This window comes from Polaromonas sp. P4_F6 (assembly GCF_056401275.1).
In genome coordinates this window covers 13,177-37,587 of the sequence record NZ_JBFUJQ010000002.1, presented here as the reverse complement: position 1 = coordinate 37,587, position 24,411 = coordinate 13,177, and the positions used below count along the sequence as shown (strand labels likewise).

At 64.0% G+C, this 24,411-nt stretch carries 29 protein-coding genes; 19 read left to right on the top strand and 10 right to left on the bottom strand.

Annotated features, from left to right (window positions below):
• Window position 1 precedes the first annotated feature (1 nt).
• From AC1DUN_RS06045 to AC1DUN_RS06025, 5 genes are read left to right on the top strand one after another with little or no spacing between them, the layout of a single operon-like run.
• Entirely contained in the window at window positions 2-1,015 is a 1,014-nt protein-coding gene (locus AC1DUN_RS06045) for a sulfonate ABC transporter substrate-binding protein (protein ID WP_477713177.1), read from the top strand.
• A 36-nt stretch (window positions 1,016-1,051) separates the two neighbouring features.
• Window positions 1,052-2,215: an FMNH2-dependent alkanesulfonate monooxygenase gene (gene ssuD / locus AC1DUN_RS06040; RefSeq protein WP_477713176.1), complete on the top strand. Its 1,164-nt coding sequence runs from the start codon at window positions 1,052-1,054 to the stop codon at window positions 2,213-2,215.
• 15 nt (window positions 2,216-2,230) lie between these two features.
• A complete protein-coding gene (gene ssuC / locus AC1DUN_RS06035; protein ID WP_477713175.1) occupies window positions 2,231-3,124 on the top strand; it encodes an aliphatic sulfonate ABC transporter permease SsuC in 894 nt (297 codons plus the stop codon).
• Between the two features lie 9 nt (window positions 3,125-3,133).
• Window positions 3,134-4,033, top strand: a complete 900-nt coding sequence (locus AC1DUN_RS06030) for an ATP-binding cassette domain-containing protein (RefSeq protein WP_477713174.1) — start codon at window positions 3,134-3,136, stop codon at window positions 4,031-4,033.
• A 51-nt stretch (window positions 4,034-4,084) separates the two neighbouring features.
• Entirely contained in the window at window positions 4,085-4,300 is a 216-nt protein-coding gene (locus tag AC1DUN_RS06025; RefSeq protein WP_007869745.1) for a TOBE domain-containing protein, read from the top strand.
• A gap of 2 nt (window positions 4,301-4,302) precedes the next feature.
• Here AC1DUN_RS06025 and AC1DUN_RS06020 read toward each other — a convergent pair whose 3' ends face one another.
• The 3 genes from AC1DUN_RS06020 to AC1DUN_RS06010 are packed head-to-tail and all read right to left on the bottom strand — an operon-like array spanning window position 4,303 to window position 7,603.
• The gene (locus AC1DUN_RS06020) at window positions 4,303-5,316 is read right to left on the bottom strand and encodes a tripartite tricarboxylate transporter substrate binding protein (protein WP_477713173.1); all 1,014 of its coding nucleotides are present in this window, start codon (window positions 5,314-5,316) and stop codon (window positions 4,303-4,305) included.
• Window positions 5,317-5,358: 42 nt separating this feature from the next.
• On the bottom strand, window positions 5,359-6,567 hold the full coding sequence (locus AC1DUN_RS06015; protein WP_477713172.1) for a CaiB/BaiF CoA transferase family protein: 1,209 nt from the start codon (window positions 6,565-6,567) through the stop codon (window positions 5,359-5,361).
• Between the two features lie 52 nt (window positions 6,568-6,619).
• Window positions 6,620-7,603, bottom strand: coding sequence for a hydroxymethylglutaryl-CoA lyase (locus AC1DUN_RS06010; protein ID WP_477713171.1), 984 nt, complete (start codon window positions 7,601-7,603; stop codon window positions 6,620-6,622).
• A 119-nt stretch (window positions 7,604-7,722) separates the two neighbouring features.
• Here AC1DUN_RS06010 and AC1DUN_RS06005 point away from each other — a divergent pair, with 119 nt between their 5' ends.
• The 4 genes from AC1DUN_RS06005 (at window position 7,723) to AC1DUN_RS05990 (ending at window position 10,132) form a co-directional block, all read left to right on the top strand.
• A complete protein-coding gene (locus AC1DUN_RS06005; RefSeq protein WP_477713170.1) occupies window positions 7,723-8,625 on the top strand; it encodes a LysR family transcriptional regulator in 903 nt (300 codons plus the stop codon).
• Between the two features lie 239 nt (window positions 8,626-8,864).
• Window positions 8,865-9,230: a hypothetical protein gene (locus AC1DUN_RS06000; protein WP_477713169.1), complete on the top strand. Its 366-nt coding sequence runs from the start codon at window positions 8,865-8,867 to the stop codon at window positions 9,228-9,230.
• Window positions 9,217-9,465, top strand: coding sequence for a hypothetical protein (locus tag AC1DUN_RS05995; protein WP_074574576.1), 249 nt, complete (start codon window positions 9,217-9,219; stop codon window positions 9,463-9,465). The genes AC1DUN_RS06000 and AC1DUN_RS05995 overlap by 14 nt, the downstream gene beginning before the upstream one ends.
• Window positions 9,466-9,583: 118 nt before the next feature.
• A complete protein-coding gene (locus AC1DUN_RS05990) occupies window positions 9,584-10,132 on the top strand; it encodes a DsbA family protein (protein ID WP_074574574.1) in 549 nt (182 codons plus the stop codon).
• 8 nt (window positions 10,133-10,140) lie between these two features.
• On the opposite strand, the gene AC1DUN_RS05985 is transcribed toward AC1DUN_RS05990, so the two are convergent.
• Together AC1DUN_RS05985 and AC1DUN_RS05980 are read right to left on the bottom strand one after the other, a co-directional pair.
• The gene (locus tag AC1DUN_RS05985) at window positions 10,141-10,662 is read right to left on the bottom strand and encodes an N-acetyltransferase family protein (RefSeq protein WP_477713168.1); all 522 of its coding nucleotides are present in this window, start codon (window positions 10,660-10,662) and stop codon (window positions 10,141-10,143) included.
• Window positions 10,663-10,899: 237 nt separating this feature from the next.
• On the bottom strand, window positions 10,900-11,424 hold the full coding sequence (locus AC1DUN_RS05980) for a hypothetical protein (RefSeq protein WP_477713167.1): 525 nt from the start codon (window positions 11,422-11,424) through the stop codon (window positions 10,900-10,902).
• Between the two features lie 193 nt (window positions 11,425-11,617).
• Between AC1DUN_RS05980 and AC1DUN_RS05975 the strand changes: the two genes are divergently transcribed.
• The 6 genes from AC1DUN_RS05975 to AC1DUN_RS05950 all read left to right on the top strand — a co-directional run bounded on the left by AC1DUN_RS05975 (window position 11,618) and on the right by AC1DUN_RS05950 (window position 15,230).
• Window positions 11,618-11,941, top strand: a complete 324-nt coding sequence (locus AC1DUN_RS05975; RefSeq protein WP_477713166.1) for a DUF6172 family protein — start codon at window positions 11,618-11,620, stop codon at window positions 11,939-11,941.
• Window positions 11,941-12,354: a DUF6258 family protein gene (locus tag AC1DUN_RS05970; RefSeq protein ID WP_477713165.1), complete on the top strand. Its 414-nt coding sequence runs from the start codon at window positions 11,941-11,943 to the stop codon at window positions 12,352-12,354. Before AC1DUN_RS05975 ends, AC1DUN_RS05970 begins: the two co-directional genes overlap by 1 nt.
• A 12-nt stretch (window positions 12,355-12,366) precedes the next feature.
• On the top strand, window positions 12,367-12,762 hold the full coding sequence (locus tag AC1DUN_RS05965; protein ID WP_477713164.1) for a type II toxin-antitoxin system PemK/MazF family toxin: 396 nt from the start codon (window positions 12,367-12,369) through the stop codon (window positions 12,760-12,762).
• A gap of 67 nt (window positions 12,763-12,829) precedes the next feature.
• Entirely contained in the window at window positions 12,830-13,369 is a 540-nt protein-coding gene (locus tag AC1DUN_RS05960; protein WP_477713163.1) for a CcdC protein domain-containing protein, read from the top strand.
• A 94-nt stretch (window positions 13,370-13,463) separates the two neighbouring features.
• Window positions 13,464-14,546: a DUF262 domain-containing protein gene (locus tag AC1DUN_RS05955; RefSeq protein WP_477713162.1), complete on the top strand. Its 1,083-nt coding sequence runs from the start codon at window positions 13,464-13,466 to the stop codon at window positions 14,544-14,546.
• Window positions 14,547-14,549: 3 nt separating this feature from the next.
• Entirely contained in the window at window positions 14,550-15,230 is a 681-nt protein-coding gene (locus AC1DUN_RS05950; RefSeq protein WP_477713161.1) for an MAE_28990/MAE_18760 family HEPN-like nuclease, read from the top strand.
• A gap of 174 nt (window positions 15,231-15,404) precedes the next feature.
• On the opposite strand, the gene AC1DUN_RS05945 is transcribed toward AC1DUN_RS05950, so the two are convergent.
• Window positions 15,405-16,673 (bottom strand): DEAD/DEAH box helicase, encoded by a 1,269-nt coding sequence (locus AC1DUN_RS05945; protein ID WP_477713160.1) that lies wholly within the window; start codon window positions 16,671-16,673, stop codon window positions 15,405-15,407.
• 81 nt (window positions 16,674-16,754) lie between these two features.
• Window positions 16,755-18,230, bottom strand: coding sequence for an MFS transporter (locus AC1DUN_RS05940; RefSeq protein WP_477713159.1), 1,476 nt, complete (start codon window positions 18,228-18,230; stop codon window positions 16,755-16,757).
• Window positions 18,231-18,306: 76 nt separating this feature from the next.
• Between AC1DUN_RS05940 and AC1DUN_RS05935 the strand changes: the two genes are divergently transcribed.
• The 4 genes from AC1DUN_RS05935 to AC1DUN_RS05920 all read left to right on the top strand — a co-directional run bounded on the left by AC1DUN_RS05935 (window position 18,307) and on the right by AC1DUN_RS05920 (window position 22,608).
• Window positions 18,307-19,350: an ornithine cyclodeaminase family protein gene (locus AC1DUN_RS05935; protein WP_477713158.1), complete on the top strand. Its 1,044-nt coding sequence runs from the start codon at window positions 18,307-18,309 to the stop codon at window positions 19,348-19,350.
• 40 nt (window positions 19,351-19,390) lie between these two features.
• Window positions 19,391-20,542 (top strand): DSD1 family PLP-dependent enzyme, encoded by a 1,152-nt coding sequence (locus AC1DUN_RS05930; RefSeq protein ID WP_477713157.1) that lies wholly within the window; start codon window positions 19,391-19,393, stop codon window positions 20,540-20,542.
• Window positions 20,543-20,629: 87 nt separating this feature from the next.
• Window positions 20,630-22,336 (top strand): FAD-dependent oxidoreductase, encoded by a 1,707-nt coding sequence (locus AC1DUN_RS05925; RefSeq protein ID WP_477713156.1) that lies wholly within the window; start codon window positions 20,630-20,632, stop codon window positions 22,334-22,336.
• A gap of 11 nt (window positions 22,337-22,347) precedes the next feature.
• Window positions 22,348-22,608 carry a UBP-type zinc finger domain-containing protein gene (locus AC1DUN_RS05920; RefSeq protein ID WP_477713155.1) on the top strand — a complete coding sequence of 87 codons (261 nt, stop codon included), beginning with the start codon at window positions 22,348-22,350 and terminating at the stop codon, window positions 22,606-22,608.
• Here AC1DUN_RS05920 and AC1DUN_RS05915 read toward each other — a convergent pair.
• From AC1DUN_RS05915 to AC1DUN_RS05905, 3 genes are all read right to left on the bottom strand, one after another.
• A complete protein-coding gene (locus AC1DUN_RS05915) occupies window positions 22,605-22,844 on the bottom strand; it encodes a hypothetical protein (RefSeq protein WP_477713154.1) in 240 nt (79 codons plus the stop codon). The two genes, AC1DUN_RS05920 and AC1DUN_RS05915, sit on opposite strands and share 4 nt — an antisense overlap.
• 182 nt (window positions 22,845-23,026) lie before the next feature.
• On the bottom strand, window positions 23,027-23,662 hold the full coding sequence (locus AC1DUN_RS05910) for an HAD-IA family hydrolase (RefSeq protein ID WP_477713153.1): 636 nt from the start codon (window positions 23,660-23,662) through the stop codon (window positions 23,027-23,029).
• Window positions 23,659-24,303, bottom strand: coding sequence for a glutathione S-transferase (locus AC1DUN_RS05905; RefSeq protein ID WP_477713152.1), 645 nt, complete (start codon window positions 24,301-24,303; stop codon window positions 23,659-23,661). The genes AC1DUN_RS05910 and AC1DUN_RS05905 overlap by 4 nt, the downstream gene beginning before the upstream one ends.
• Window positions 24,304-24,411 lie beyond the last annotated feature (108 nt).

Genomic DNA, 24,411 nt, shown 5'->3' with positions numbered 1-24,411 from the left:
CATGAACACCCTCACACCGTTTCAACTGCGCCGCCGCTTTCTCAAGATCGCCGCCACCACGGCCGCGCTCTGGGGCCTGGGCTTTAAAGACGCAGGCGCCCAATCGGCTGCAAGCAAGGCCGAAAAAGCCCCCGAGCAGCTGCGCATCGGCTATCAGAAGTCCGCCGTCAACCTGGTCATCCTCAAGCAGAAAAGCGTGCTCGAAAAGCGCTTTCCGAACACCAAAATCACCTGGGCCGAATTCCCGGCCGGGCCGCAACTGCTGGAAGCGCTGTCGGTGGGAAGCCTGGAGTTCGGCTTGACCGGCGATTCGCCGCCCGTGTTCGCCCAGGCCGCCGGCAAGGAACTGGTCTACGTCGGCGTCGAGCCGCCCAAGCCCGACAGTTCGGCCGTCCTGGTGCTGGGCGACTCGCCCATACGCAACCTAGCCGGCCTCAAGGGCAAAAAAATCGCGCTGCAAAAAGGCTCCAGCGCCCACTACCTGCTGGTGCGCGCGGTCGACAAGGCCGGCCTCAAGTGGGACGACATCCAGCCCATCTACCTGGCGCCCGCCGACGCGCGCGCGGCGTTCGAGCGCAAAAGCGTGGACGCCTGGGCCATCTGGGACCCGTTTTACGCCGCGATCGAACTCGCCATCAAGCCGCGCGTGCTGGCCACGGGGCGTGAGCTGTCGAGCAACAACTCCTTTTACCTGGCCTCGCGCCCCTTTGCCACCCAGCATGCGCAGACCCTGGCGGCGCTGTTCGAGGAACTGAGCCGGGCCGACGCGCTGGTGCAAAACAATCGTTCCGAGGCCATCAAGCTGGTGTCCGACTTCAGCGGACTGGACGCCGGCGTGGTGAGCCTGTTTATCCAGCGCCGTCCCGTGTCGCCCGTGGGCCCGCTCAATGCCGCCGCCATCGCGGACCAGCAGCGTGTGGCCGATGCCTTTTTGCGGCTGGGCTTGATCCCACGGCCTGTGAAAGTGGCCGACATCGTCTGGCGGCCCGAAGCCACCCAGGTCGCGCGCAAATAGGCGCAGCGCAAACCACCCCGTATTCAAGGAGTTTTTATGCAGGTTTTCTGGTTTATTCCCACCCACGGTGACAGCCGCTACCTGGGCACGGGCGAAGGCGCGCGCGAGGTCAACCTCGACTATTTGAAGCAGGTCGCCACGGCCGCCGACACCCTGGGTTATGAAGGTGTGCTGATCCCCACCGGCCGCTCCTGCGAAGACCCCTGGGTGGTGGCCGCCAGCCTGCTGCCCGTCACCAAAAACCTCAAGTTCCTGGTGGCGGTTCGCCCCGGCCTGCACCAGCCCAGCCTGGCCGCGCGCATGGCCGCCACCTTTGACCGGCTCTCGGGCGGGCGCCTCCTGATCAACCTGGTCACAGGCGGCGACCAGGCCGAGCTCGAAGGCGACGGCGTCTACCTGGACCACACGCAGCGCTACGAACAGTCGGCCGAATTCATACGCATCTGGCGCGAGATCCTCGCGCGCAGCCATGCCGGCGAAAGTTTTGACTACCAGGGCCAGCACCTGAGCGTCAAAGGCGCCAAGCTGCTGTATCCGCCGGTGCAAAAACCGCATCCGCCTGTTTACTTCGGCGGCTCCTCGGCGCCGGCCCATGCGCTGGCCGCCGAGCAGGTCGACACCTACCTGACCTGGGGCGAGCCGCCGGCCGAAGTCTCCAAAAAAGTCGCCGACGTGCGGGCCCGCGCCGAGAGGCTGGGCCGCAAGGTCAAGTTCGGCATACGGTTGCACGTCATCGTGCGCGAGACCGAGGACGAGGCCTGGCGCGCCGCCGAAAGCCTGATCAGCCGGCTCGACGACGACACCGTGGGCCGCGCCCAGGCAGCCTTCTCGCGCATGGACTCCGAAGGCCAGCGCCGTATGGCTGCCCTGCATGCCGGCGGTGGCAAGCGAACAAGGGCGGAGCTCGAAATCAGCCCCAACCTCTGGGCCGGTGTGGGCCTGGTGCGCGGCGGCGCCGGCACGGCCCTGGTGGGCGACCCCCAAACCGTGGCCGCGCGCATAGAGGAATACGCGGCCCTGGGCCTGGACACCTTTGTGCTTTCGGGTTACCCGCACCTCGAGGAGGCCTACCGCTTCGCCGAGCTGGTCTTCCCGCTGCTGCCGCGCAGGCTGCGCCAGAAGCTGCCCGGCCAGGTGCTCAACGGCCCCTTTGGCGAGGTCGTGGCCAATGACTACCTGCCGCGCGTCTCGCAAAGCTGAACCCGGAGCACAGCCATGACAGACTCTGTTCGTGAACTCCAGGTGACCCCGGTGCCCGACACCGTGGACGCTCCCGGCCTGGGCTTTTTGCCGCTGGGCTCAGGCGTCGCATTGCCGCGCATCCCCTTCGCCGCCATACTGCGCGACCTGGGCCAGCGCCTGCTGCCCTGGGTGGTACCGGTCGGCCTGGTCGCGCTCTGGCAGATTGCTTCTTCGCTGGGCTGGCTCTCCACGCGCGTGCTGCCGGCGCCCTCGGAAGTCATCAAGGCCACCTGGACGCTGTCGGCCTCGGGTGAGCTGTGGACCCATGTGAAGGTCAGCGCAGGCAGGGCGCTCGCGGGCCTGGCCGTGGGCGGCGGGCTGGGCCTGGCCGTCGGCCTGCTGACCGGCTCGGTGAAGTTTTTCGAAACCCTGCTCGACTCGACCATACAGATGGTGCGCAACATCCCGGCGCTGGCGCTGATCCCGCTGGTGATCCTGTGGTTCGGCATCGACGAAACCGCCAAGCTGTTCCTGATCGCGGTCTCGGTTTTCTTCCCGATCTACATCAACACCTTCCACGGAATCCGCAATGTGGACCCGGGGCTGATCGAGATGGGCCGCACCTACGGCCTCACGCGCTGGCAGCTCTACCGCGAGGTCATCCTGCCCGGCGCGCTCTCGTCCATCCTGGTGGGCCTGCGTTTTTCGCTGGGCCTGATGTGGGTGATTTTGATCGTGGCCGAAACCATTTCGGCCCAGGCCGGCATAGGCTACCTGACCATGAATGCCCGCGAGTTTTTGCAGACCGACGTGGTGCTGGTCGGCATCCTGCTCTACGCCTTGCTGGGCAAGCTGGCCGATGTGTTCGCGCGCGGGCTGGAGCGCTACTGGTTGCGATGGCATCCCGGTTACCAGTCGGCGTCCTGAGGAATCCCCATGCTGCATCCCCACATCTCTTTTGAATCTTCCCAAACCTGGCTGGCGACGGAACTCGGGCGCGATACCGAACCTGACACGCTGCCGGCGCAAGCGCAGTCCTTATCGCAGGAGCGCGGCGTGCGCCTGGAAATACGCGGGCTCTCGAAACGTTATGGCAAACGCCAGGTGCTGCAGCACACCGAACTCGTGATAGCACCCGGCGAGTTTGTCGCCATCGTGGGCCGCAGCGGCTGCGGCAAATCTACCTTGCTGCGCCTGGTGGCCGGGCTGGAGGCCGCCACACAAGGCAGCATACGCCTGGACGGCCAGGACGTGAGCGGCCTGCGCGAAGACACCCGCATCATGTTCCAGGATTCGCGGCTGCTGCCCTGGCGCCGCGTGATAGCCAACGTGGCCCTGGGCCTGCCGCCCGGCGGCCATGCGGCCGCGGCCGACGTGCTGGCCCAGGTCGGCCTGGCCGACCGCCAGCCCGACTGGCCGGCGCGCCTGTCGGGCGGCCAGCGCCAGCGTGTCTCGCTGGCCCGGGCCCTGGTGCACAACCCGCGCCTGCTGCTGCTCGACGAGCCGCTGGGCGCACTGGACGCGCTGACCCGCATAGAGATGCACCAGCTGATTGAAGGCCTGTGGCAGCGCAGCGGCTTTACCGCCTTGCTGGTCACGCACGACGTGCAGGAGGCCGTGGCGCTGGCCGACCGCGTGATTCTGATCGAGGACGGCCGCATCGCGCTCGACGAGCGCGTGCGCATCGCCCGCCCGCGCGAACGCAGCGACCCGCTATTCGGCCAGATCGAGAAAAAGATCCTGGACCGCGTGCTGCAGCAGCCCGGCGAGGCGATCTCGCCCAGCGAGCCGCTATGGCCCAACACGCCGGTGCACGGTGTGCGCTGGGCGGTCTGAGTTTTTACCCATTCAACGATTTTTTAACCCAGTTCCAGGAGAACCTGTTCTATGTCCATCCAAGCCATCAATGTCCGCAACCAGTTCCGCGGCAAGGTCAAGGAAATCATCCGCGGCGACGTGGTGTCCGAAATCGACGTCGAAACGCCCTGGGGCATCGTCACCTCGGTGATCACCACGCGCTCGGTCGACCAGCTCGAACTCGCCGTGGGCAGCGAGGTCGTCGCCCTGGTCAAGTCGACCGAGGTGTCGATAGCGAAGCTGTAAAACTACTGCAGTTCAACGCCGGCCTTTTTCACCAGCCTGGCGTACTTCACCATTTCGCTGCGAAAGAACTGCGCGGCCGCCTCGGGCGTGCCGGGATTGATGGTGTTGCCTTGTTTGGCCATGGCCTCCTTGACCTCGGGCGTGGCATACGCCGCAGCCACGGCGGCCTGTATGCGCCTGGCTTCGACCATCGGCAGTTTGGCCGGGCCGACCACGGCAAACCAGCCCTCGATGTTGTAGTTGGGCAGGCCTTGCTCGGCAATCGTCGGGATATCCGGCGCGGCCGCCACACGCGCCGCGCTGCCCACGCCTATGGCGCGCAGGGCGCCGCTCTTGAGGTGGGCCTGCACCGCGGGCAGGGCCAGCACGCCGATCTCGACCTGGCCGCCTATCAAATCGGTCACCATGGGCCCCACGCCCTTGTAGGGGATGTGTTTGACCTTGACCTGGGCTTCGTCCATGAACATCTCGGCCGCCAGGTGCAAGATGGTGCCGTTGCCCGATGAAGCGTAGTTGTAGGCCTCGGGTTTGGCCTTGAGCAGGGCCACCAGCTCCTTCACATTGGTTGCCGCCACCTTGGCCGGATTGACCACCAGCACAAACGGCGTGCTGCCCAGCACGCAGATCGGCGTGATGTCATTGATCGGGTCGAAGGGCAGCGTTTTGTAGACGCTGGGGTAAACGACATGGTTGTTGGACACCACGCCCAGCGTCATGCCGTCGGGCGCCGCTTTCACGAGCGCCGAGGTGCCGACGATGCCGCCCGCGCCGGGCTGGTTTTCGATCACCACCGGGTGGCCCAGTGTCTTGCCCAGGGCCGCGGTGGCGGCGCGCACTATGGTGTCCACGCCCGAGCCCGCGCCCACCGGCAGGATAAAACGCACCGCGCGTTCCGTGGCCTGCGCCAGCACGCGGCGCGGTGCCCAGGCCAGGCCGCCGCCCAGCAGCAGGGCGCCCAGGCCTTGCAGCGTGTGGCGGCGGTGAATGTTGATGGGATTCTTTGTTGTGTTGCGCATGTCTTGTCTCCTTTTGTCGTGAATCGTGGGGTGTCTAGCGCATCATGAGACCGCCGCTTCGCGGTGCAGCCGCTCGATCTCGCCTTGGCCGTAGCCCAGGCCGGCGAGCAGCTCGCGTGTGTGTTCGCCCAGCGTGGGCGGGTTCAGCCGGACCTTCAGCCGCTCGCCATCCATGGTCAGGGGCAGCAGCGTGGTCTTGGCGATCTGGCCGGCGCGTTCGCCGTCGGGCAGCTTGATGTCGGCCAGCCCGCCGGTGGCCAGCAGGTGTTCGTCGTCGTAGAGCTCCTCGGGTTTGCGTATGGGCGCAAAAGGCAGGCCGGCCGCCTCAAACAGCGCCTCCAGCTCGCGGGCGCTGCGCAGCGCCAGGCGTTCGCGCAGCAGCGGCAGCAGGGTGGGGCGTTCGGTGACGCGCTGGTTGTTGCCGGCATAACGTGCGTCGGCCTTGAGGTCGGCAAAACCCAGCGCGTCGCAAAACGCGGCCCATTGCGCGTCGCTGACGGCCGCCAGGAAAATCTGCTCGCCGTCCTTCACGCTGAACACGTCGTACACCCCCCAGGCCGAGATGCGGTCCGGCATGGGCGCGGCCGGCTGGCCGGTGATGGCGTACTGCAGCATGTGTTGGCCGACCAGGAAGACGTTGTTCTCAAACAGGGCCGACTGCACCTCCATGCCCTTGCCGCTGATGCCGCGCTGTATCAGCGCGCCCAGCACACCGATGGCGCCGAACATGCCGCCCATGATGTCGTTGACGCTGCTGCCGGCGCGCAGCGGGTCGCCGGGCCGGCCCGTCATATAGGCCAGGCCCCCCATCATCTGCACCACTTCGTCCAGCGCCGTGCGGTGGTCGTAGGGGCCGGGCAGAAAGCCCTTGTGGCTGGCGTAAATCAGGCGCGGGTTGGCCGCGCTCAGCGCGGCGTAGTCCAGGCCGTACTTGGCCATGGTGCCGGGCTTGAAGTTCTCGGCCACCACGTCGGCGCTGGCGCACAGCCGGCGCGCCACCTCGGCGCCGGCCGCATCGCGCAGGTCAATGCCTATGCTTTTTTTGTTGCGGTTGAACAGCGGGAAAAAGCCTGAGCCCGCGCCCAGCAGGTGGCGTGTGCGGTCGCCGTCTATGGGCTCGACCTTGATGACCTCGGCGCCCATGTCGGCCAGCAGCATGCCGCAGGTCGGGCCCATGACCATGTGGGTGAACTCCACGACGCGCAGGCCGGCCAGCGGCTGGGGTGGGGTGGAAGAAGCGTTGTTTTGCATGTAGGTATCAAGGAAGGATGAAGCGGCGCGGCCAGGCTCGCCAGCAAGGAGTTTAGGCCGTCGCAGCGGTGGGCTGCATGGTTTTGGGCAGGCCCGCGCGCCACAGCGTGCCGTGCAGGCTTTCGCCCGCAAGCCAGCCGGCCACCCGGCCGCGCAAGGCCATGAGTTTGTCGAAGTCAATGCCGGTTTCAATGCCCATGCTCGCGAACATATAGGCCAGGTCTTCGCTGGCCACATTGCCGCTGGCGCCGGGCGCATGCGGGCAGCCGCCTATGCCGGCCAGGCAGGCGTCAAAGCGCGTCATGCCGGTCAGCAGCGCAGCATAGACATTGGCCATGCCCATTCCGCGCGTGTCGTGGAAATGGCCGCAGGCCAGCTTGTCGCCCACCAGCTCAAAAGCCGCCTCGAACAGGCTGCGCACCATGGCCGGGTCAGCGTAACCCACGGTGTCGGCCAGGCTCACGCGGTCGGCGCCGGCGTCCAGCACGGCCTGCAGCAGGCGCAGCACCTCGGCCGGTTCGACCCGGCCCTGCAGCGTGCAGCCAAAAGCCGTGCTCATGCCGACCTCGAGCACCATGCGCGAACCCGAGGCATCGCGCGCCGCGCGTATGCGGCCTATCTCTTCCACGACCTCATCGGGCGTCTTGCGCAGGTTGGCCAGGCTGTGGGCGTGGCTGGCCGACAGCGGCAGCAGCATCAGGTCGGCGCCCGATTCAATCGCGCGCTCAGCGCCCTTGAGGTTGGGCACCAGCACCGAGGTCAACAGGCCCGGCAGGGTCTTGGCATAGGCCACCAGCTCGGCGGTGTCGGCCAGTTGCGGCAGCAGGCGCGCCGGCACAAAAGAGCCGACCTCGATCTCGCGCTGGCCCGCCGCATAGGCCTGGCGCAGCCATTCGAGCTTGTGGGCGGTCGGCATCACGGCGGCAATGCTTTGCAGGCCGTCGCGCAGGCCGACCTCGCGAATGATGGCGTGGGCGGGCAGGGCGGGCAGGGCGGGTGCGATGGCGGTGGTAGAGGGATGGGTGGCCAGGGTCACGGGGTGTGTCTCCGAAATTCCGAGCCCTCAGTTTAGAATTTCCCAAACTGTTTGGTTTGTCAATTTTGGAAGCTATGGTGTTCCAATCGGGAATATCTAAGGCTTCAAGGAGGCGCTGCATGAGAGAGCTGGACCTGACCACGCTGCGCCTGTTCGCCGCCGTTTGCGATGCACGCAGCATTGCCCGCGCGGCCGAGCAGGCCAACATCGTCGGCTCGGCCGTCAGCAAGCGCCTGGCCCAGTTGGAAGACACCGTGGGCACGCCCTTGCTGCTGCGCCGGCGGCGCGGCGTCGAACCCACGCCCGCCGGCGAAAGCCTGCTGGAGCACGCACGCGCCATGCTGGCCAGCGCCGAGCAGATTGAGCGTGAAATGGGCGACTATGCGCTGGGCGTGCGCGGCCAGGTGCGCATCCTGGCCACGGCCTCGGTCATGGCCGAATCGCTGGCCGACGACGTCGCCGGCTTTTTGCAGGCGCCGGCCCACCACGACATCCGCATCAGCATGGAAGAGCGCGTGAGTCCCGAGGTGATACGTGGCATCAAGGAGGGCGTGGCCTCGGTCGGCATCTGCTGGGACGCGGCCGACCTGTCCGGCCTGCAGTCCCGCGGCTACCGCCACGACCATCTGGCCATCGTGGCCCATGCCTCGCACCCGCTGGCCGTGCGCGAGACCTTGAGCTTTGAACAGACGCTGGGCTACGAACACGTGAGCCTGCCGGCGCAAAGCGCGGTACAGGTGCTGCTGCAGCGCGCCGCCGCGCTCCAGGGCAAGGCCATCGTGCACCGCGTCATCGTTTCCAACTTCGAGGCCGCGCTGCGGGTGGTGCGCGCCAACCTGGCCATCAGCGTGGTGCCGCGCGAGGTGGCCGATCCTTATGCGCGCACCTTCGGCCTGCGCGTGATGCCGCTGACGGATGCCTGGGCCAGGCGCCGTTTTGCGATCTGTTTCAGGGACGAGGCTGGCCTGTCGGCCGCGGCCAGGCTGCTGGTCAAACACCTGGCGGACAGCTCCGGCGCCTGAGCCGCATGGTGCGGCCCGGCCCCCTAAAACCCCCCGCTGGGCGCGGTGAAAGCGGTCGCCACGCTTTTGCGGTAAAATAATGCTCCAACCCACGGCAGACAAGCGTCATCAGCTATAGAAAATATAGCGTGCCAGGCTGATCCAGGCTAGGCCCAATCGGGTCCGGCAGCCGCCGCAAGGCGGGCATCCTGGCCGGCCAAGGCGCTTGATTTTGGGGAAGGAAACCCCAGATTCACTGCATGAACGCCACACATCCCCACCCCCACAAAACCGACCTCACGGTCACCCACGTGCTGGCCGAGTTGCTTGAGCGCCTGGAGCACAGCGCGGTGCCTGTGGGCGCCGAGCAATACCGCTCCGTCGTGCTGCACCTCGTGAGCGAACTGGGCGACGTGGAGCCGGGTGTGGCGCTGGGCGCGCTGCTGGACACCCATCCGGCCGCCGCCGAGCTGTATGAAAACGTGAACTACCAGTACGCGGGCCTGTGCCGGTCGGCGCTGGACGCCTCGCTCGCCGCCGAGCAGCAGGCCAAAGAGGCCATCGAAAAGGCCATGAACCCCTCAAACCCCCAAACCAAGGAAGATCCAAACCATGGCAAGAGCTGACGCCAAAACCGCTGTCCTCGCAGACGGCCTGCGCTACAAGTCCAAGGTCTCGGGCTCCCCGTTCGCCGCCACCACCTCCTTCGGTGCGGCCACCATGTCCTGCTTTATGTGCGGCAAGCACCGCGCCCGTTCCCTGATGGGCACGCGCAAGGTGCTGGGCAAGTCCCAGGCCGTGTGCTCGCCCTCGTGCAAGGCGCTGGACGAAGCCCTCGAGAACGCGGCCAACCAGGGCTGACACGCACAGCCTGTTTCATCGTTCTTTGCCTTTTGGCCGTGCCGGCGTCTTGATCACGTCACGGCCCAGGGCGCATACTGTCTCCACGACCCGTTGAACAGTTGAAGAAAGGTGAACCATGCCCACGCCGGACCCCCAGCTTGAACCTGACGAGGCCATAGACCACATACGCGGCCGCTCGTCGGCCCCGGTCACGCTGCTCGAGTACGGCGACTTCGAGTGCCCCTCCTGCTTCCAGGCCTACGGCGCTTTAAAAGTCATGCTGCCGCACTTCGGCCCGCAGCTGCGTTTTGTCTACCGGCACTTCCCGCTGCGCGAGGTGCACCCCCATGCCGAACTCGCCGCCGAAGCGGCCGAGGCCGCCGGCGCCCAGGGCAAGTTCTGGCCCATGCACGAGCTGCTTTTCACCCACCAGCAGCACCTCAAGGACAAACACCTGCTCGAGTACGCCGCCCAGGCCGGCCTGGACATGGCGCGCTACCAGAATGAAATGAACGACCATGTCTACCTGCAGCGCGTGCAGGAGCACATGCAAAGCGGCCGCCACCTGGGCGTGCGCTCAACCCCCACGTTTTACGTCAATGGCGTGGTCTGCGACGTGTCTTTCGGCCTGCAGCATTTGCACGAAGCCATAGACAAGGCGCTGGCGCAATCGGGCCAGGCCTAAAACAGCTCTTAACCGTCCACCGGCTGCAAGGGCGTCACCAGCGTCTTCTGCAAAAACGCCAGGTCCAGCCAGCGGCCGAACTTGAAGGCCGCCTGTTTGATCGTGCCGCAATGCTCAAAGCCCAGGCGCTTGTGCAGTTCCATGCTCGCGCTGTTCTCCAGGTCGACCGCGCCCACCAGCACATGCATGCCTTGCGCCTCGGCCTTGGCAACGATGGCCTCCAGCAGCTTGCGCCCCAGCCCCTGGCCACGGCAGCTTTTTTCCACATAGACCGAATGCTCGACCGTGTACTTGTAGGCCGGGAATGCGCGAAAGCTGCCGTAGCTCGCAAAGCCCAGCAGCTTGCCCGTGTCGTCCTCCAGCCCTATCACTGGAAAGCTGTTGCTGCGCTTGGCGGCAAACCAGCTGACCATGCTTTCGGGCGTGCGCGGCTTGTAGTCGTACAGCGCGGTTGAAGTGGCGATGGCCTCGTTGAAGATAGCCAGGATCTGGCCGGCATGGCGTTCTTCGGTGCACAGCACGGGATGCATGGGACTCCTTGGTTTTATCTGCGTAAGTCTGCGAAATCTGTGGATACAAATTTATCCGCAGATTACGCAGATTTCCACAGATTGAAGAGAAGGAATTTGGATTCAGGACTTCATTCGACTTCATTCCTATCTTTGTGCACCGGGCGCACAACCTTGCCTCGCGTTTGTTTTTTTCTTTGCTTTTATCTGTGTAAATCTGCGTAATCTGCGGATGATGTTCTTTTTTTTGTGAGCGGCTCAGGCCGCGGCAGACCCCGGCAGCGGCACCGCCTGCGCCGCATTGCGCGCGCGTATGCGCCTCACCTGCAGCGCTGCACCAATGAGATACAGCAGCAGCAACACACCCGTGGCCACCTTGAGCTCGGGCGCATCGGCATTGGGCAGCAGCGGCGCGCCCAGCGGCAGGCGCGTGGAGGTCTCGGTGATCGCCGGGATCATGTGGAACACAAAGGTGATCGAATAACTGAGCGTCTGCACATAAGGCGAGGCGCGGCCCAGCACCTTGGTGTTGCCCGCGACCCAGGCAATGCCCAGCACCAGCAGGGTGATGATGCCCAGCGCATGCGGCTTGCCGAAACCGCCATGCTGGAAGATGCCAAAAGCCGTGAGGCAGGTCAGCACCGTGGTCCAGATATAGACCCGGCCCAGGGTGGACGCGGCAATGATTTCCTTGTCGCGAAAAAAGGCAATCAGCGCCGCCGCGACGGCCACCAGGCTGATGGCGGTGTGGATCACACCGAGGTAGGTCAAACCATAGATCATCGGAAACTCCTTGAATCTTTGAAGGGACGATGGGGGCTTGCCGGTTGGCGTACAGCTCAAGCAAACGCCATGCCGCGCAAATTGTGGCCCGCCGCACCGCTTTTGCCCATGGTTTTGCAGGCCCATGCGGCCGCGGCCCGATAATCGGTAGCAAGCGTGGCCGCAACAGGCTATTCACTGACACCAAAGTACTATGAAAAAAACATTCCAGCTCAAAGTCGAAGGCAAAAACCGCGAGCGCCTGCTCGAAGCCGCCAAACACGACATTCGCAAATATTTCAAACGCGAACGCGCCAAGGCCCTGCCCAAGGGCGTGGATTTCTGGGACTTTGATTGCAAGTCAGGCTATAGCCAAGCCTCGGCGGCTGTTGTCACGGTGGCCGACCTCATCAAGTCGATTGACGAAATCGTGAAAGACGGCGGCGAGCAGTTTTATGTCGAGGTGCTGGCCAAGCCTGGGGTCAAGGTGGCGCGGGTGAGGAATGATGCGGCGGAAGATGGGTTTGACGAGGAATAATGCGCGTCGATCAATTCCTCGCAACCGTTTACCTCGGTGACCGCGCGTGTAAATCCGTCACGGTTGACGGCTGGCGAGAGCGGGTGACGCTGGTCATCGACGAAATTTCACGCGTTCGAAGCGAGAGCGGAAATTGGGAGTTCTACAACGATGAGAACATCAAAGACGGATTGCTCGTCTTTTCAGGCGTGGAGTCATTCTCCCTCACGCCGCCCGGCCCGCTTCCTTCTAGCTATGTGGACATTGAGTCAATCGAGTTGATCGACGATGGCAGGGGCCTGTTCCGCGTCAAATTTGCTGTCGGCGGATACCAGCCACTGTCGGGAGCGATACAAATGCAGCTCATTGAAGTAGCTGCAAAACGGGTGCACCTTGAAGACCCACTCCGTCCCGGTATTGAAATCATCGACTGAAAAGTGCCGCTTATGGACAGAGAGCCGGATGCCCCTCAAGGCCCATTCCCCGACACCTTCAAGCAGGGCGACATCTTCTGGATAGAAGCTGATACCTCACGCGGCTCCATCCCGGGCTCCCCGCATCCCCACGTCATTGTGCAGGATGACGTTTTTAACCGCTCCCGCATCAGCACCGTGGTTGTGTGCGCGCTGACCTCCAACCTGAGCCGCGCAACCGAGCCGGGCAATGTCTTGCTGGAACCCGGCGAGGGGAGACTGCAGAAGCAAAGCGTGGTGGTCGTGTCGCAGGTGTCTTCGGTTTACAAGACGCGCCTGGGTGAACACATAGGGAGCTTGTCGGAGGAACGGGTTCAGCAGATACTGGCGGGCATGCGATTTTTGCAGGCAGCGTTTCTCCAGCGATAGTCCGGAGCATCACGCCGGGTCGTTTCCGCCGCCTGTGCCCATTCCTCGCCAATTAAAGGCCAACACCATGCCAGCGCCCAGTCCCTCCACCCTCACATGGCTTGTGCTTCTTCCGCTGATCACATGGCGTGTCTATGCACGTTTTCGCCGCATGGTGGGGCGCCAGCGCCTGTCGAGGATTCGTCCCTGGCTCACGCTGGTGATTTTTCCCGTCCTGATAGTCCTGCTTGGTTTTGCCGCGCGCGAGCACCTTGACCGGCTCTGCTGGCTGGCCGGCGGCCTGGGCCTGGGCGCCTGGCTGGGCGTCTTTGGGCTGGGCAAGACGCGCTTTGAGCCGACACCCCAAGGCCTGTTCTACACGCCCAATGCGCACCTGGGCATCGCGCTGTCACTGCTGTTTGTCGCGCGCATTGTTTATCGCCTGGTTGAGGTTTATGTCATCGCACCGGGCATGCCGAACGGAGTCGGTGATTTTGCGCGCAGCCCGCTCACACTGGCTGTTTTTGGCCTGCTGGCGGGTTACTACATCAGCTATGCCATCGGCCTTGTGCGCTGGCGCTTCCGTGTTCTGCGAGCAAAGAGGGAGCGTGAAGCGCTGGAACTATAGGCCCCGTAGTTGAATTCGGCGGACGTCTGTAGTCCGTTGATGCACAATGAACACGAGCATCTCGTCAGAATGAATGCGTTAAAGGTGGGAAAAAATGACCAAGAATAAGCAGCCAAAAGCTCTTGCGAACGCGGATATTGATGCGCCTGCGTTGCAATATCAACTAGACAAAGAAAGAAGACTGGTCTCATTCGATAGTTACGATCTCAGCGTTCGGCAACTTTTAGATATGTTTGCATCGGGCGAAATTGAGGTTCCCCCTGAGTACCAAAGGCAATTTATTTGGAGCGAGGCTAGAGAGTCGCAGCTTATTGAATCGGTTCTTCTTGGTATCCCTATCCCCAGCCTCTTTATGGCCACAAACGCGGACTCAACTTGGGAAATAGTTGATGGGGTTCAGAGGCTGGGGACATTGGCACATTTCCTCGGCACGCCTGAACTGCTGAAAAAAGTCAAACGTCCCGCTCCGCTACTTATCGAAGAGCTAGAGAAACTTCCCGCAATAAACGACCAGGGGCACGAAGCACTTCCGAAGTCGGTACAACTGATGTTCGCTACTCGTCCCATGCGTGTTACGGTATTGAACGACAAAAGTGATTTGGGCGTTCGCTTCGATTTGTTTGAACGCCTGAACACTGGTGGAATTTCTCTCACGAATCAAGAAATTCGCAATTGCGTATTCCGAGGTCCGTTTAACGATCAAGTCAAATCTCTCGCATTGGATAAAAATTTTGTTGCCGTTATTCGTCTTAAGCCAGGAGACGTGAAGAATGGGACCGCAGAAGAGCTAGTGCTCAGGTTTTTTGCCTTTTTGCAGGAATACAAAAGTTTTGACCATAGCGTCAAAGAATTTCTCAACGACTATATGAAGGCAAAGGCTCCACAGAAGCTTACGAAATCTCTTGAGAAAGTCTTTGCAAAAACTTTTGAAATCCTAAGACAAGAACTTCCTTCAGGCGTTGTTCGAGGTAATCGTGGGGTAACCCCAGTAAATCTGTTTGAGGGCATTGCGGTAGGAACTGCGCTCGCGTTGAATAGTGGAAAGGCGTTGCATCAGGCCAGGATAAAGGCCCTTCTTGACGATCAAAAACTCCGTGCATTTACCACTGGTGGAACCAACTCCAAAAAGGCCGTCGTGGGTCGCATTGAGTACGTTAGAGACATGTTGATTAAGTAGTCGATGTTCACTCAATTACGTGGGGACGTGACGGCTCGGTTTGCCGAAGTTCGCCAGCTACTTGAAGTTATCCGAAAACTGGAGTCAGTCCCACCAACTCCTGATCCCCCCGAAGCGAAGATCTTGCGTGCACTGTTCTTTGTGCATCTGTATGCCGGTGTTGAATTTGCGGTGAGTCAAGGTGTGCGGCGCTTGCTCACTGAGATAGAGAAATTAAAGGTGGCCTCATCGCATTTCGAGAGCCCCTTCTATAGCGTAGCCTTAGACTCAAATTTCTCATCTCTCCGAAATGTTGGTGAAGATAAAAAGTGGGCGGCTCGGTCCGATTTTTTGCAACAGCAATTCTCGAGCAGTACCGGAAAAATTCGCGATGAGGTGTTCGATCTCTATCTTCAGAACGTCTGGATAGAGAAGCTCGAAACAATATTTCAGTGTTTCAATATTCGCTTGCCAGTAGTCCCAGATCCTTCATTTCGCCTATTCGTTGACGAGTTAGTGGATCGTCGCAATGGAATTGCTCATGGTCGCTTTAGCGCCTTAGGCATTGGAGGCGCGCTTAGGTCTCCGGAGTTGCAATTGCGTCTATCGGCCATTAGTGAGACGTGCACTTACGTCTTGGATTGCTTTGAAAAGCATCATTTAGATAGGGCTTTTATTCTTACCGCGCATCGCGGAAGCTACTAGGCAAAATTGCGACGGCACGGAGGAATTCGTTAGCAGGAGGCATTATTTCGGGCGCGGACAACATGAGGCTTGACCTAAATCGGGAAATAACTTCAAACCGTTCGCTTGTTGGTGGCTCAATCCCCCGTCTTCTACTCAGAGCTTGAACTAGGGACGTGTCGTCAGTTCGGCGCTCTAACCCAGGTCTTTATGTTCGGCCGCCGCAGCCCGCAACTTATCCTTCTTGCTAGGCCGCTTCCCCTTGACCCCACCAGTCCCCGCAGGATCCGCTGGGTTCACGACCGCCACTTCCACCCGCTCAAAACCCGCAACCTGCTCGCGCGGCACTTTGAGACCCAGGCGCTTTTCGATCAGCTTGAAGTGCGCCTCGGTATCCGTACTCACAAAACTCACGGCCACACCTGATTCGCCGGCGCGGCCGGTGCGGCCTATGCGGTGGGTGTAGTCGGTGACCGAGCGCGGCAGGTCGTAGTTGACGACGACGGGCAGTTGGGCAATGTCTATGCCGCGCGCGGCGACGTCGGTGGCGACCACGACTTGCACGGCCTTGATCTTGAAGTCTTGCAGCACCTGGGTGCGTTTGCCCTGGCTTAGCTCGCCGTGGAAGGGTTCGGCCTGGATATCTACTTTGCGCAGTTTGTCGGCGACGATTTCGGCCGCGTGTTTGGTCGCGACAAAGACCAGCACTCTTTCCCATTTTTCGGTTTGCACCAGGTGGCGCAGCAGCTGGGTGCGGCGGGGCGCGTCGACTTCAATCGCGCGCTGTGCAATGTCGGGCACGGCTTGCACGATGGGGGCGACTTCCACACGCAAGGGATTGCGCAGCAGGCTGGCGGCCAGGGCTTCAATCGCGGGTGGGAAGGTTGCTGAAAAGAACAAGGTCTGGCGCTTGGCTGGCAGCAGGGCCAGGATGCGATGGAGTTCCTCGCCAAAACCCAGGTCCAGCAGGCGGTCGGCTTCGTCCAGCACCAGGCTGCTGGTGCCGGACAGGCTCAGGGCGTTGTGGTCTATCAGGTCCAGCAATCGGCCCGGTGTGGCGACCACGATGTCGGCGCCGCCGCGCAGATTCATCATCTGCGGGTTGATGGAGACACCGCCAAACACGACCGCGACTTTCACGCGCTGCGGCAAATACCTGGCAAAACCCACGATGGCTTCGCCGACCTGCGCAGCCAACTCGCGTGTGGGCACCAGGACCAGCGCGCGCACAGGCCGGTGGCCGCTGGGCGCTGCGCTGGTCGCCAGGCGCTGCAGCAGCGGCAGCGCAAAGGCCGCGGTTTTGCCTGAGCCTGTCTGGGCCGAGGCCACCAGGTCGCGGCCTTCCAGGATCGCCGGGATGGCGGCCTGTTGTATGGGCGTGGGGGCGGTATAGCCTTTTTCGTCGAGGGCGCGCAGCAGCAGGGGCAGCAGCGCGGGCGAAAAGCCCAGTGAGGGAAATGGCATGGGGTGGGTGTGGAGGAGGGTGGGTGAGGCCGCTGCGGGCCGCGTGGGGCAGGCCTGGTTAGGCCGCCTGATGGGGCAAGTTTAAGCCCGCGGGCCTTGCGCCCCGGCTGGCGCCAGAAACAGCAGCGCGCAGGCCGACGCCCCCAGCGCGCACAACACACAACCCAGCACCACCCAGCGAAAGGCCGCGACCAGCACTTCGGGCGAGGCCGATTGCACCGGGCCCTGCAGCGCCGCGGCAAATACCACGCCCAGCAGCGCCACGGCCAGCAGGCCGGCCACGCGCGCGACGGCGTTGTTGATGCCCGAGGCAATGCCGGCATGGGCGGCGGGCACGGCGTTCATCACGGTGGTGGTTAGCGGCGCGACGGCAATCGTCATGCCCAGGCCCAGCACCACCATGGCCGGGAAAAAGCCGGCCCAGTAAGGCCAGCCCACGCCGGGCAAGGCCAGCAGCGCAAAACCCGCGGCGGCCACGGCCGGCCCGGCCATCAGCATGGCGCGCGCGCCAAAACGCTCGGTGAGTTTGGCGGTGGCGGGCGACAGAAAACCCAGCAGCAGCGAGAAGGGCAGCAAGGTGGCGCCCGCGGCAGTGGCGGAATAGTGGAAGGCGCCTATCAGCACAAAGGGCAAAAAGAACAGCGCGCCGCTGAGCGCGAAGTACAGCAGCAGCGTGAGCAAATTTGTGCCCACAAAATCGCGCGACTTGAACAGGCCCAGCGGCATCATGGGTGCGCGCGTGCGGGCCTGCACAAAGACGAAGGCCAGCAGCAGCGCCGCCCCCAGCGCGATCGGGCCCAGCACCTCGGCCGCCTGCCAGCCACGCTCGGGCGCCAGCGTGAGGCCGTAGGTCAGGCCGCCCAGGCCGCTGGCCACCAGCAGCACGCCGGGCCAGTCGAGCTGCTTGGGCGCATCGGGGTCGCGGCTGTCGGGCACGGCGTACAGGGCCAGCCACACGGTGGCGATGGCCATGGGCACATTCAAAAAGAAGATGGCGCGCCACGACACCGCATCGACCAGCCAGCCGCCCAGCACAGGCCCGGCCGCGCCGGTAATCGCCGCCCAGGCGGCCCAGGTGCCTATGGCTTTGCCGCGCGCCTCGCCTTCAAACACATTGCCGATGATGGCCAGGCTGGCCGGCACCAGCAGCGCCGCGCCCACGCCCTGCAGGGCCCGCGCGGCGATCAGTGCCAGCGGCCCGGGCGCCAGGCCGCAGGCGATGGAGGCGGCGGTAAACAGGGCGATGCCCATGATAAAAATCTTGCGCCGGCCAAAGCGGTCGCCCAGCGAGCCGCCCACCAGCACCAGCGAGCCCAGCAAGAGCAAATAGGCATTGATGACCCATTGCATTTCGGCCAGCCCGGAGGCCGAGCCGCCGGCCAGGTCGCGTTGTATCGCGGGCAGGGCGATGTTGACGACCGAGCCGTCGATAAAAGCCATGGAAGAACCCAGCACCGTGGCGGCCAGCGCCAGCTTGGGATGTGGCGTGGGGCCGCAGTCGCCGGCCTGGGCGCGGATGATGCCTTCGTCACAAGGGGCGTGCGGGTTGCCGGGCATGGAGTCTCCTGCAATGGACGAGTGAAAGTGAAGTGGCGTGTTTGACAAATTGTCTAATAATGGATAATATTTCCAGATGTTGACCGAACCCCAAACATCCGGCCCCAAGCCCCATCCTGCCAGCTTTGGCCACGCCGCGCCAAGCACCACCTCGCCGGCGGATGCACAACTGCTGCTGCTGGATAAACACGCGGTCGAGGCCATGCTGCTGCCCGCCGATGTGCTGGAAGCCACACGCGAGGCCTTTGTGCTGCACAGCCAGGGAGAGGGCCGCGTGTTCTCGCTGGTGCGTGAAAGGCTGGCCACCGGCGGTGTGTTCGGCATCAAGTCGGGCGATGTGGGCGCGCAGTCGCTGCTGGGCTTCAAGGCAGCAGGTTTTTGGCCCGGCAACCTCGCGCGCGGTGCCGACGCCCACCAGGCCACCATCATGCTCATCGACCCCGCCACCGGCCGGCCGACCTGCCTGATAGACGGCAACGCCGTCACCACCGAGCGCACCGGCGCCGCCGGCGGCCTGGGCCTGGAGCTGGCGCGGCCGGACAGCCGCACGGTCTGCGTCTTCGGCACCGGCGTGCAGGCGCAGGCGCAGCTGCGTTTTGCCCTGCGCCAGCTGCCCGGGCTGCGCCAGGTGTTTTACGCGACGGCCGATGGCGCCCCGAAGCCTGGGTTTGAAGCCCTGTTTGCCGGGCAGTGCGCTATCGCGCATGCGGCCGATGTGAATGCCGCCGTGGCGCAAAGCGATGTGCTGATCACGGCCACCACCGGCAAGGGCCCGCTGTTTGCGCTGGAGGCTTTGCAGCCCGGCACCCATATCAATGCGGTGGGCAGCGACACCAAAGGCAAACGCGAGTTGCCCGAGGGCCTGCTGGCCAGGGCGCGCGTATTTGTGGACGATGCCGCCCAGTCGCGCGGCATAGGCGAGCTGCAATGGGCGCCTGAAACCGCCTGCACCGAAATCGGCGACGTGCTGTCGGGCAAGGCCGCGTTTGCGCGCGGCGCTGGCGACATCACCGTGTTTGACATGACCGGCATCGCCTTGCAAGACCTCACGGTTGCGCGCATGCTGGAGCAGCGCGCGCGCCTTGCCGGCAAGGGCCAGAGCATTGCCTGGCCCTGGTAACTGACCTGATTGATTCCCACATAGCTCCCCGGAGATTCCCTTGACCGCCACCACCCAGTCCCACCCCCTGGCCGCCCTGGACACACCCGCCGCCGTGATAGACCWCGCGCGCATGCAGCGCAACATTGAGCGCATGCAGCAGCGCATGAACGCGCTGGGTGTGCGTTTCAGGCCGCATGTCAAGACCAGCAAATGCACGCCGGTGGCGCGCGCGCAGCTCAGGGCCGGGGCCGAGGGTATTACCGTTTCCACACTCAAGGAGGCTGCGCAGTTTTACGCCGACGGTTTTAACGACATCCTTTATGCGGTCGGCATGGTGCCGGCCAAGCTGCCGCAGGCGCTGGCGCTGCGGCGACAGGGCTGCGATTTGAAGATCATCACCGACAGCGTGGCCTCGGCCGCGGCGATTGCCGCCTTCGGCCGCGAGCACGGCGAAAAATTCGAGGTCTGGATAGAAATCGACAGCGACGGCCACCGCTCCGGCATCAAGCCCGGCGAGGCTGCCTTACTGGACGTGGCGCGCACGCTGCACCAGGGCGGCATGCTGCTGGGCGGCGTGATGACGCATGCCGGATCGAGCTATGACCTGAGCACCCCCGAGGCGCTGGCCGCCATGGCCGAGCAGGAGCGCGCCGCCTGCGTGCGGGCCGCCGAACGTGTGCGCGAGGCGGGCTTTCCGTGCGCGGTGGTCAGCGTGGGATCCACGCCCACAGCGCTGTCGGCGGCGCAGCTCGACGGCGTGACCGAGGTGCGCGCCGGGGTGTATGTGTTCTTTGACCTGGTGATGCACAACATCGGCGTCTGCACCACCGACGACATCGCGCTCAGCGTGCTGACCACGGTGATAGGCCACCAGGTGGACAAGGGCTGGGCGATTGTGGACGCCGGCTGGATGGCCATGAGCCGCGACCGCGGCACCCAAAAGCAGCAGCACGATTTCGGCTACGGCCAGGTCTGCGATGCCGAGGGCGAGGTGCTGGCCGGTTATGTGCTCAGCGGCGCCAACCAGGAGCACGGCATACTCTCGCGCGAAGGCGCGCCCGATACCGATATCGCGAAGCGTTTCCCGGTCGGCACGCAGCTGCGCATCTTGCCCAACCACGCCTGCGCCACCGGCGCGCAGCACCCTGAATACCATGCGCTGGCCGAGAACGGCGAAGTGGCAACCTGGCGACGTTTGTACGGCTGGTAACCCAGGTTGGAGATGCAGATAGCCCGCTAATCAGTCATCATGGCGGCCTGGGCGCTGCGCGGCAGGGCCTGCCGACCGGAGTTTTTGATGGCTGACGACCCCACCCCCACACCCCCGCCGCTGGCCGAGAGCCGGCGCCACCAGATGTTCCCCGTGCTGAGCCCGGCGGAGATCGCGCGCATACGCCGTTTCGGCAGCGTGCTGCATTTCAAAAGAGGCGACAGGCTGTTCGCCGCCGGCGAGCCCGGCCCCGGCATGTTTGTGGTGCTCAAGGGCTCGGTCACCATCACCCAGCGCGACGGCCTGGGCCACGTGGTGCCCATCGTCACGCAGGGGCCGGGCCAGTTTCTGGCCGAGGTGGGCCAGCTGTCGGGCGCGCCGGCGCTGGTGGATGGCCATGCCGAGGACGAGGTGGACACCTTGCTGGTGCCGCCCAGCCAGCTGCGCGCCCTCATCATTGCCGAGGCCGACCTGGGCGAACGCGTGGTGCGCGCACTGATTTTGCGGCGTGTCGCGCTGATCGAGGCCGGCGCCAGCGGCCCGGTGCTGATAGGCCGGCCGCAATCGGCCGCCGTGGTGCGGCTGCAAAGCTTTTTGAACCGCAACGGCGAGCCCCACCATGTGGTCGACATCGCCGAAGACGCCGATGCCGCTGCACTGATGGTGGAGTACGGCGCCGCCGCTGGCGACGTGCTGGCGGTTTGCCCCGACGGTTCGGTGCTGGTCAACCCCGGCGAAAACCAGCTGGCCCGCTGCATGGGCATGGTGGACACGGCCGAGCGCGAGGGCCTGTTCGACGTGATTGTGGTGGGCGGCGGGCCCGCCGGCCTGGCGACGGCGGTGTATGCGGCCTCCGAAGGCCTGCAGGTCATCGTGCTGGACTGCCGCGCCTACGGCGGCCAGGCCGGGGCGAGCGCGCGCATCGAGAACTACCTGGGTTTCCCGACCGGCATCTCGGGCCAGGCGCTGGCCGGCCGCGCTTATGTGCAGGCGCAGAAATTCGGCGTCGAGATGCTGATCCCCGCGCAGGCCCAGTCGCTGGACTGCGCGGCCAAGGCCATCAAGGGCGAGCTGCATGTGAAGCTCACCGACGGCCGCGTGCTGCGCGCCAAGACCGTGGTGGTGGCCAGCGGCGCGCGCTACCGCCGCCCCGAGGTGCCGCGCCTGGCCGAGTTTGAGGGCCGCGGCGTCTGGTACTGGGCCTCGGCGCTGGAGGCCAGGATGTGCAGCCAGACCGAGGTGGTGCTGGTGGGCGGCGGCAATTCGGCCGGGCAGGCCGCGGTGTTTTTGTCGCAGCACGCGGCCAAGGTCAACATGCTGGTGCGCGGCCCCAGCCTGGCGGCCAGCATGTCGCGCTACCTGATAGACCGCATAGACGCCACGCCGAATATCGAGCTGCTGCCGCAGACCGAGGTAGTGAAACTGCACGGCGACGGCAACGCGGGCCTGAGCGCCGTGACCTGGCGCAACCGCCAGCGCGGCACCGAGCATGACGCCGAGGTGCGCAATGTCTTCCTGTTTGTGGGCGCGGACCCGGAAACCGCCTGGCTGGACAGCTGCGGCGTGGCCCTGGACGCGCACGGCTTTGTGCGCACCGGCGAAAGTGTGACCTGCAAACACTCGGACTACAAACCCGCGCCGCTGGAGACCAACATCCCGGGCCTGTTCGCGGTGGGCGACGTGCGCAGCGGATCCGTCAAGCGTGTGGGCGGCGCGATAGGCGAGGGTGCGGCGGCGGTCGCGATGATTCACCAGCACCTGGCGGCCATGGAACGCGCCGCGGCAACGGCCTGAGGAGATTCTTGATGCGTATCAAACCCTGCGACCATGTTCCCGCCGAGAACCATTCACCCAATGCCAGAGGCTGCGAAGAGTGCCTGGCCATGGGCGGCACCTGGGTGCACCTGAGGTTATGTGTGCACTGCGGCCATATAGGCTGCTGCGACGATTCAGAGAACCAGCATGCGAGCAAACACCATGAGGCCACGGGCCATGCGGTGATCCAGTCCTTTGAACCGGGCGAAAGCTGGATGTGGTGTTATGAGCACCAGCTGCAGGTGGGTTAGCGCTGCGGGTTTGTCTTGGTGAACTCGGTCGTGGCCACCATCACCGGGCTCGATTTGGGACTGCGCTGCCAGTGCTCGTCGGCGGCCTTTTGCACCGCCTCTTTGTCGTAATGGCCCTTGGACAGGTCGGCCCAGACGTGCACATAGGCCCGGCACCAGGCATCGTGGGCTTCGTTGATCTTTTCCCCGGAAAGCTCGGGGTTGGATTCCGGATGGGGGATGGGGTCGGGGGCCATGGGCCCATCCTAGCGGCCCGGGGCGGGCCAGTCCACCCCGGTGGTCGCTTCAGGGCTTGGCCCGGTCAATGAGGTCGCTGTGCGGCGCCGTCGCGAATTCGGGCAGCCGCGTTGTGCCCAAGGCATGGCGTCACAAATTCGGTGTGGCGGATTCTGGTGGATTGCCGGCGCCTTCCGGCGCCTCACTTCACACAACCAGCCGCCTGCAGCGCAGCCTTCACGTCGGCCGGCCCCCGCACCTGGACTGCCTGCAGCCCGGCAGCCCTTGCGCCTTCGACGTTGCCGGGATGGTCGTCAAAGAACAGGATGGCATCGAGGGGCGTACCTATCGCCTGGGCGACATATTCAAAAGCCCGGCGTTCAGGCTTGCGGCAACCCATTTCCGACGACACGAAAATGCGCTCGAATGACTGCGCCAGGCTTGGGTAGCGGGCTGTCCATACGGCCTGGTGTGTGGCATTGGTGTTGGAAAAAACGTAGCACGGGAGATGGGTGCGCGCCTCTTGAACCAGATGGAGGGTCTCGGTGATTTCATCGCCGAAAATGGCATTCCAGCCTTCGGTGATGTGCGCGGGATTGTCCTGCAACTGCAGCTTCCTGGCCAGGTGCTCGAAGTATTCGGGCGCGGTGATTTCGCCTCGTTCGTGCTGCTCGTAAGGCACATCGGCGCAGAAGGTGGCTTTCAACTCATCAAGGGACAGCCGGGAAATCGGCTCCCAATATTCAAGCACGCGGTTGAAATCAACATCTATCAACACGCCGCCGAGATCGAACAGCAGCGCCCGGATTTTTGTCGCCTCGATGTTGCTGCGGCTCACGGCCATTGGAAGGTTTTGTCGCTGTGCGGCGCCGCCGCGAATTGCGGCAGCCGCTCGGCCCGCGCCGAAAACTCGCGCAAGGCCGGGAAGTCCGCGGCGTTTACCACCTCGGGCAGCATGGCCTGCGTGAAATGCCAGCTGATGCCCACGCTCACGCCGTCCTGGCCCATGGTGTCGCTGCCCACGGCCAGGGGTTTGCGCTGCATCTCGGCCTCAAGCTCACCGCAGGCCGCCAGCAGCTGGCTGGTCACGCGCGACACCCAGGGCTGGTGCAGTTTTTCGGCGGGGCGCAACATGCGTTCGTAAATGATCTGCACGCTTTTTTCGCAGGCGGCCAGGGCCAGGCCTATCACGCGCAGCGCCTGCTGGCGCTCGGCCAGCGTGGAGGGCATCAAGCTCCTGCCGGCCGGCGCCTGCGCCGCCAGCGCTTCGGCGTAGTCGATGATGAGTGTGGAATCCATCAACACCGTGCCGTCGTCGCAGACCAGCGAGGGCGCCTTGACGACGGGGTTGATGGCGCGGAATTTTTCGAAGGTGCTGAACACCGAGACCGACTGGTGCTCAAAGCGCAAGCCCAGAAGCTGCAGGGAAATGGCTACGCGGCGGACGTAGGGGGAGTCGAGCATTCCTATGAGTTGCATGGGAGTTCCTGTTCAGGGTTGGCCGGTCACGACGGATTTGTCTTTGTGGGGAAGGGGCGACGACCTGACGTTTATACCGCGCAAGCGGCACACGTACAGGCCTTGTGC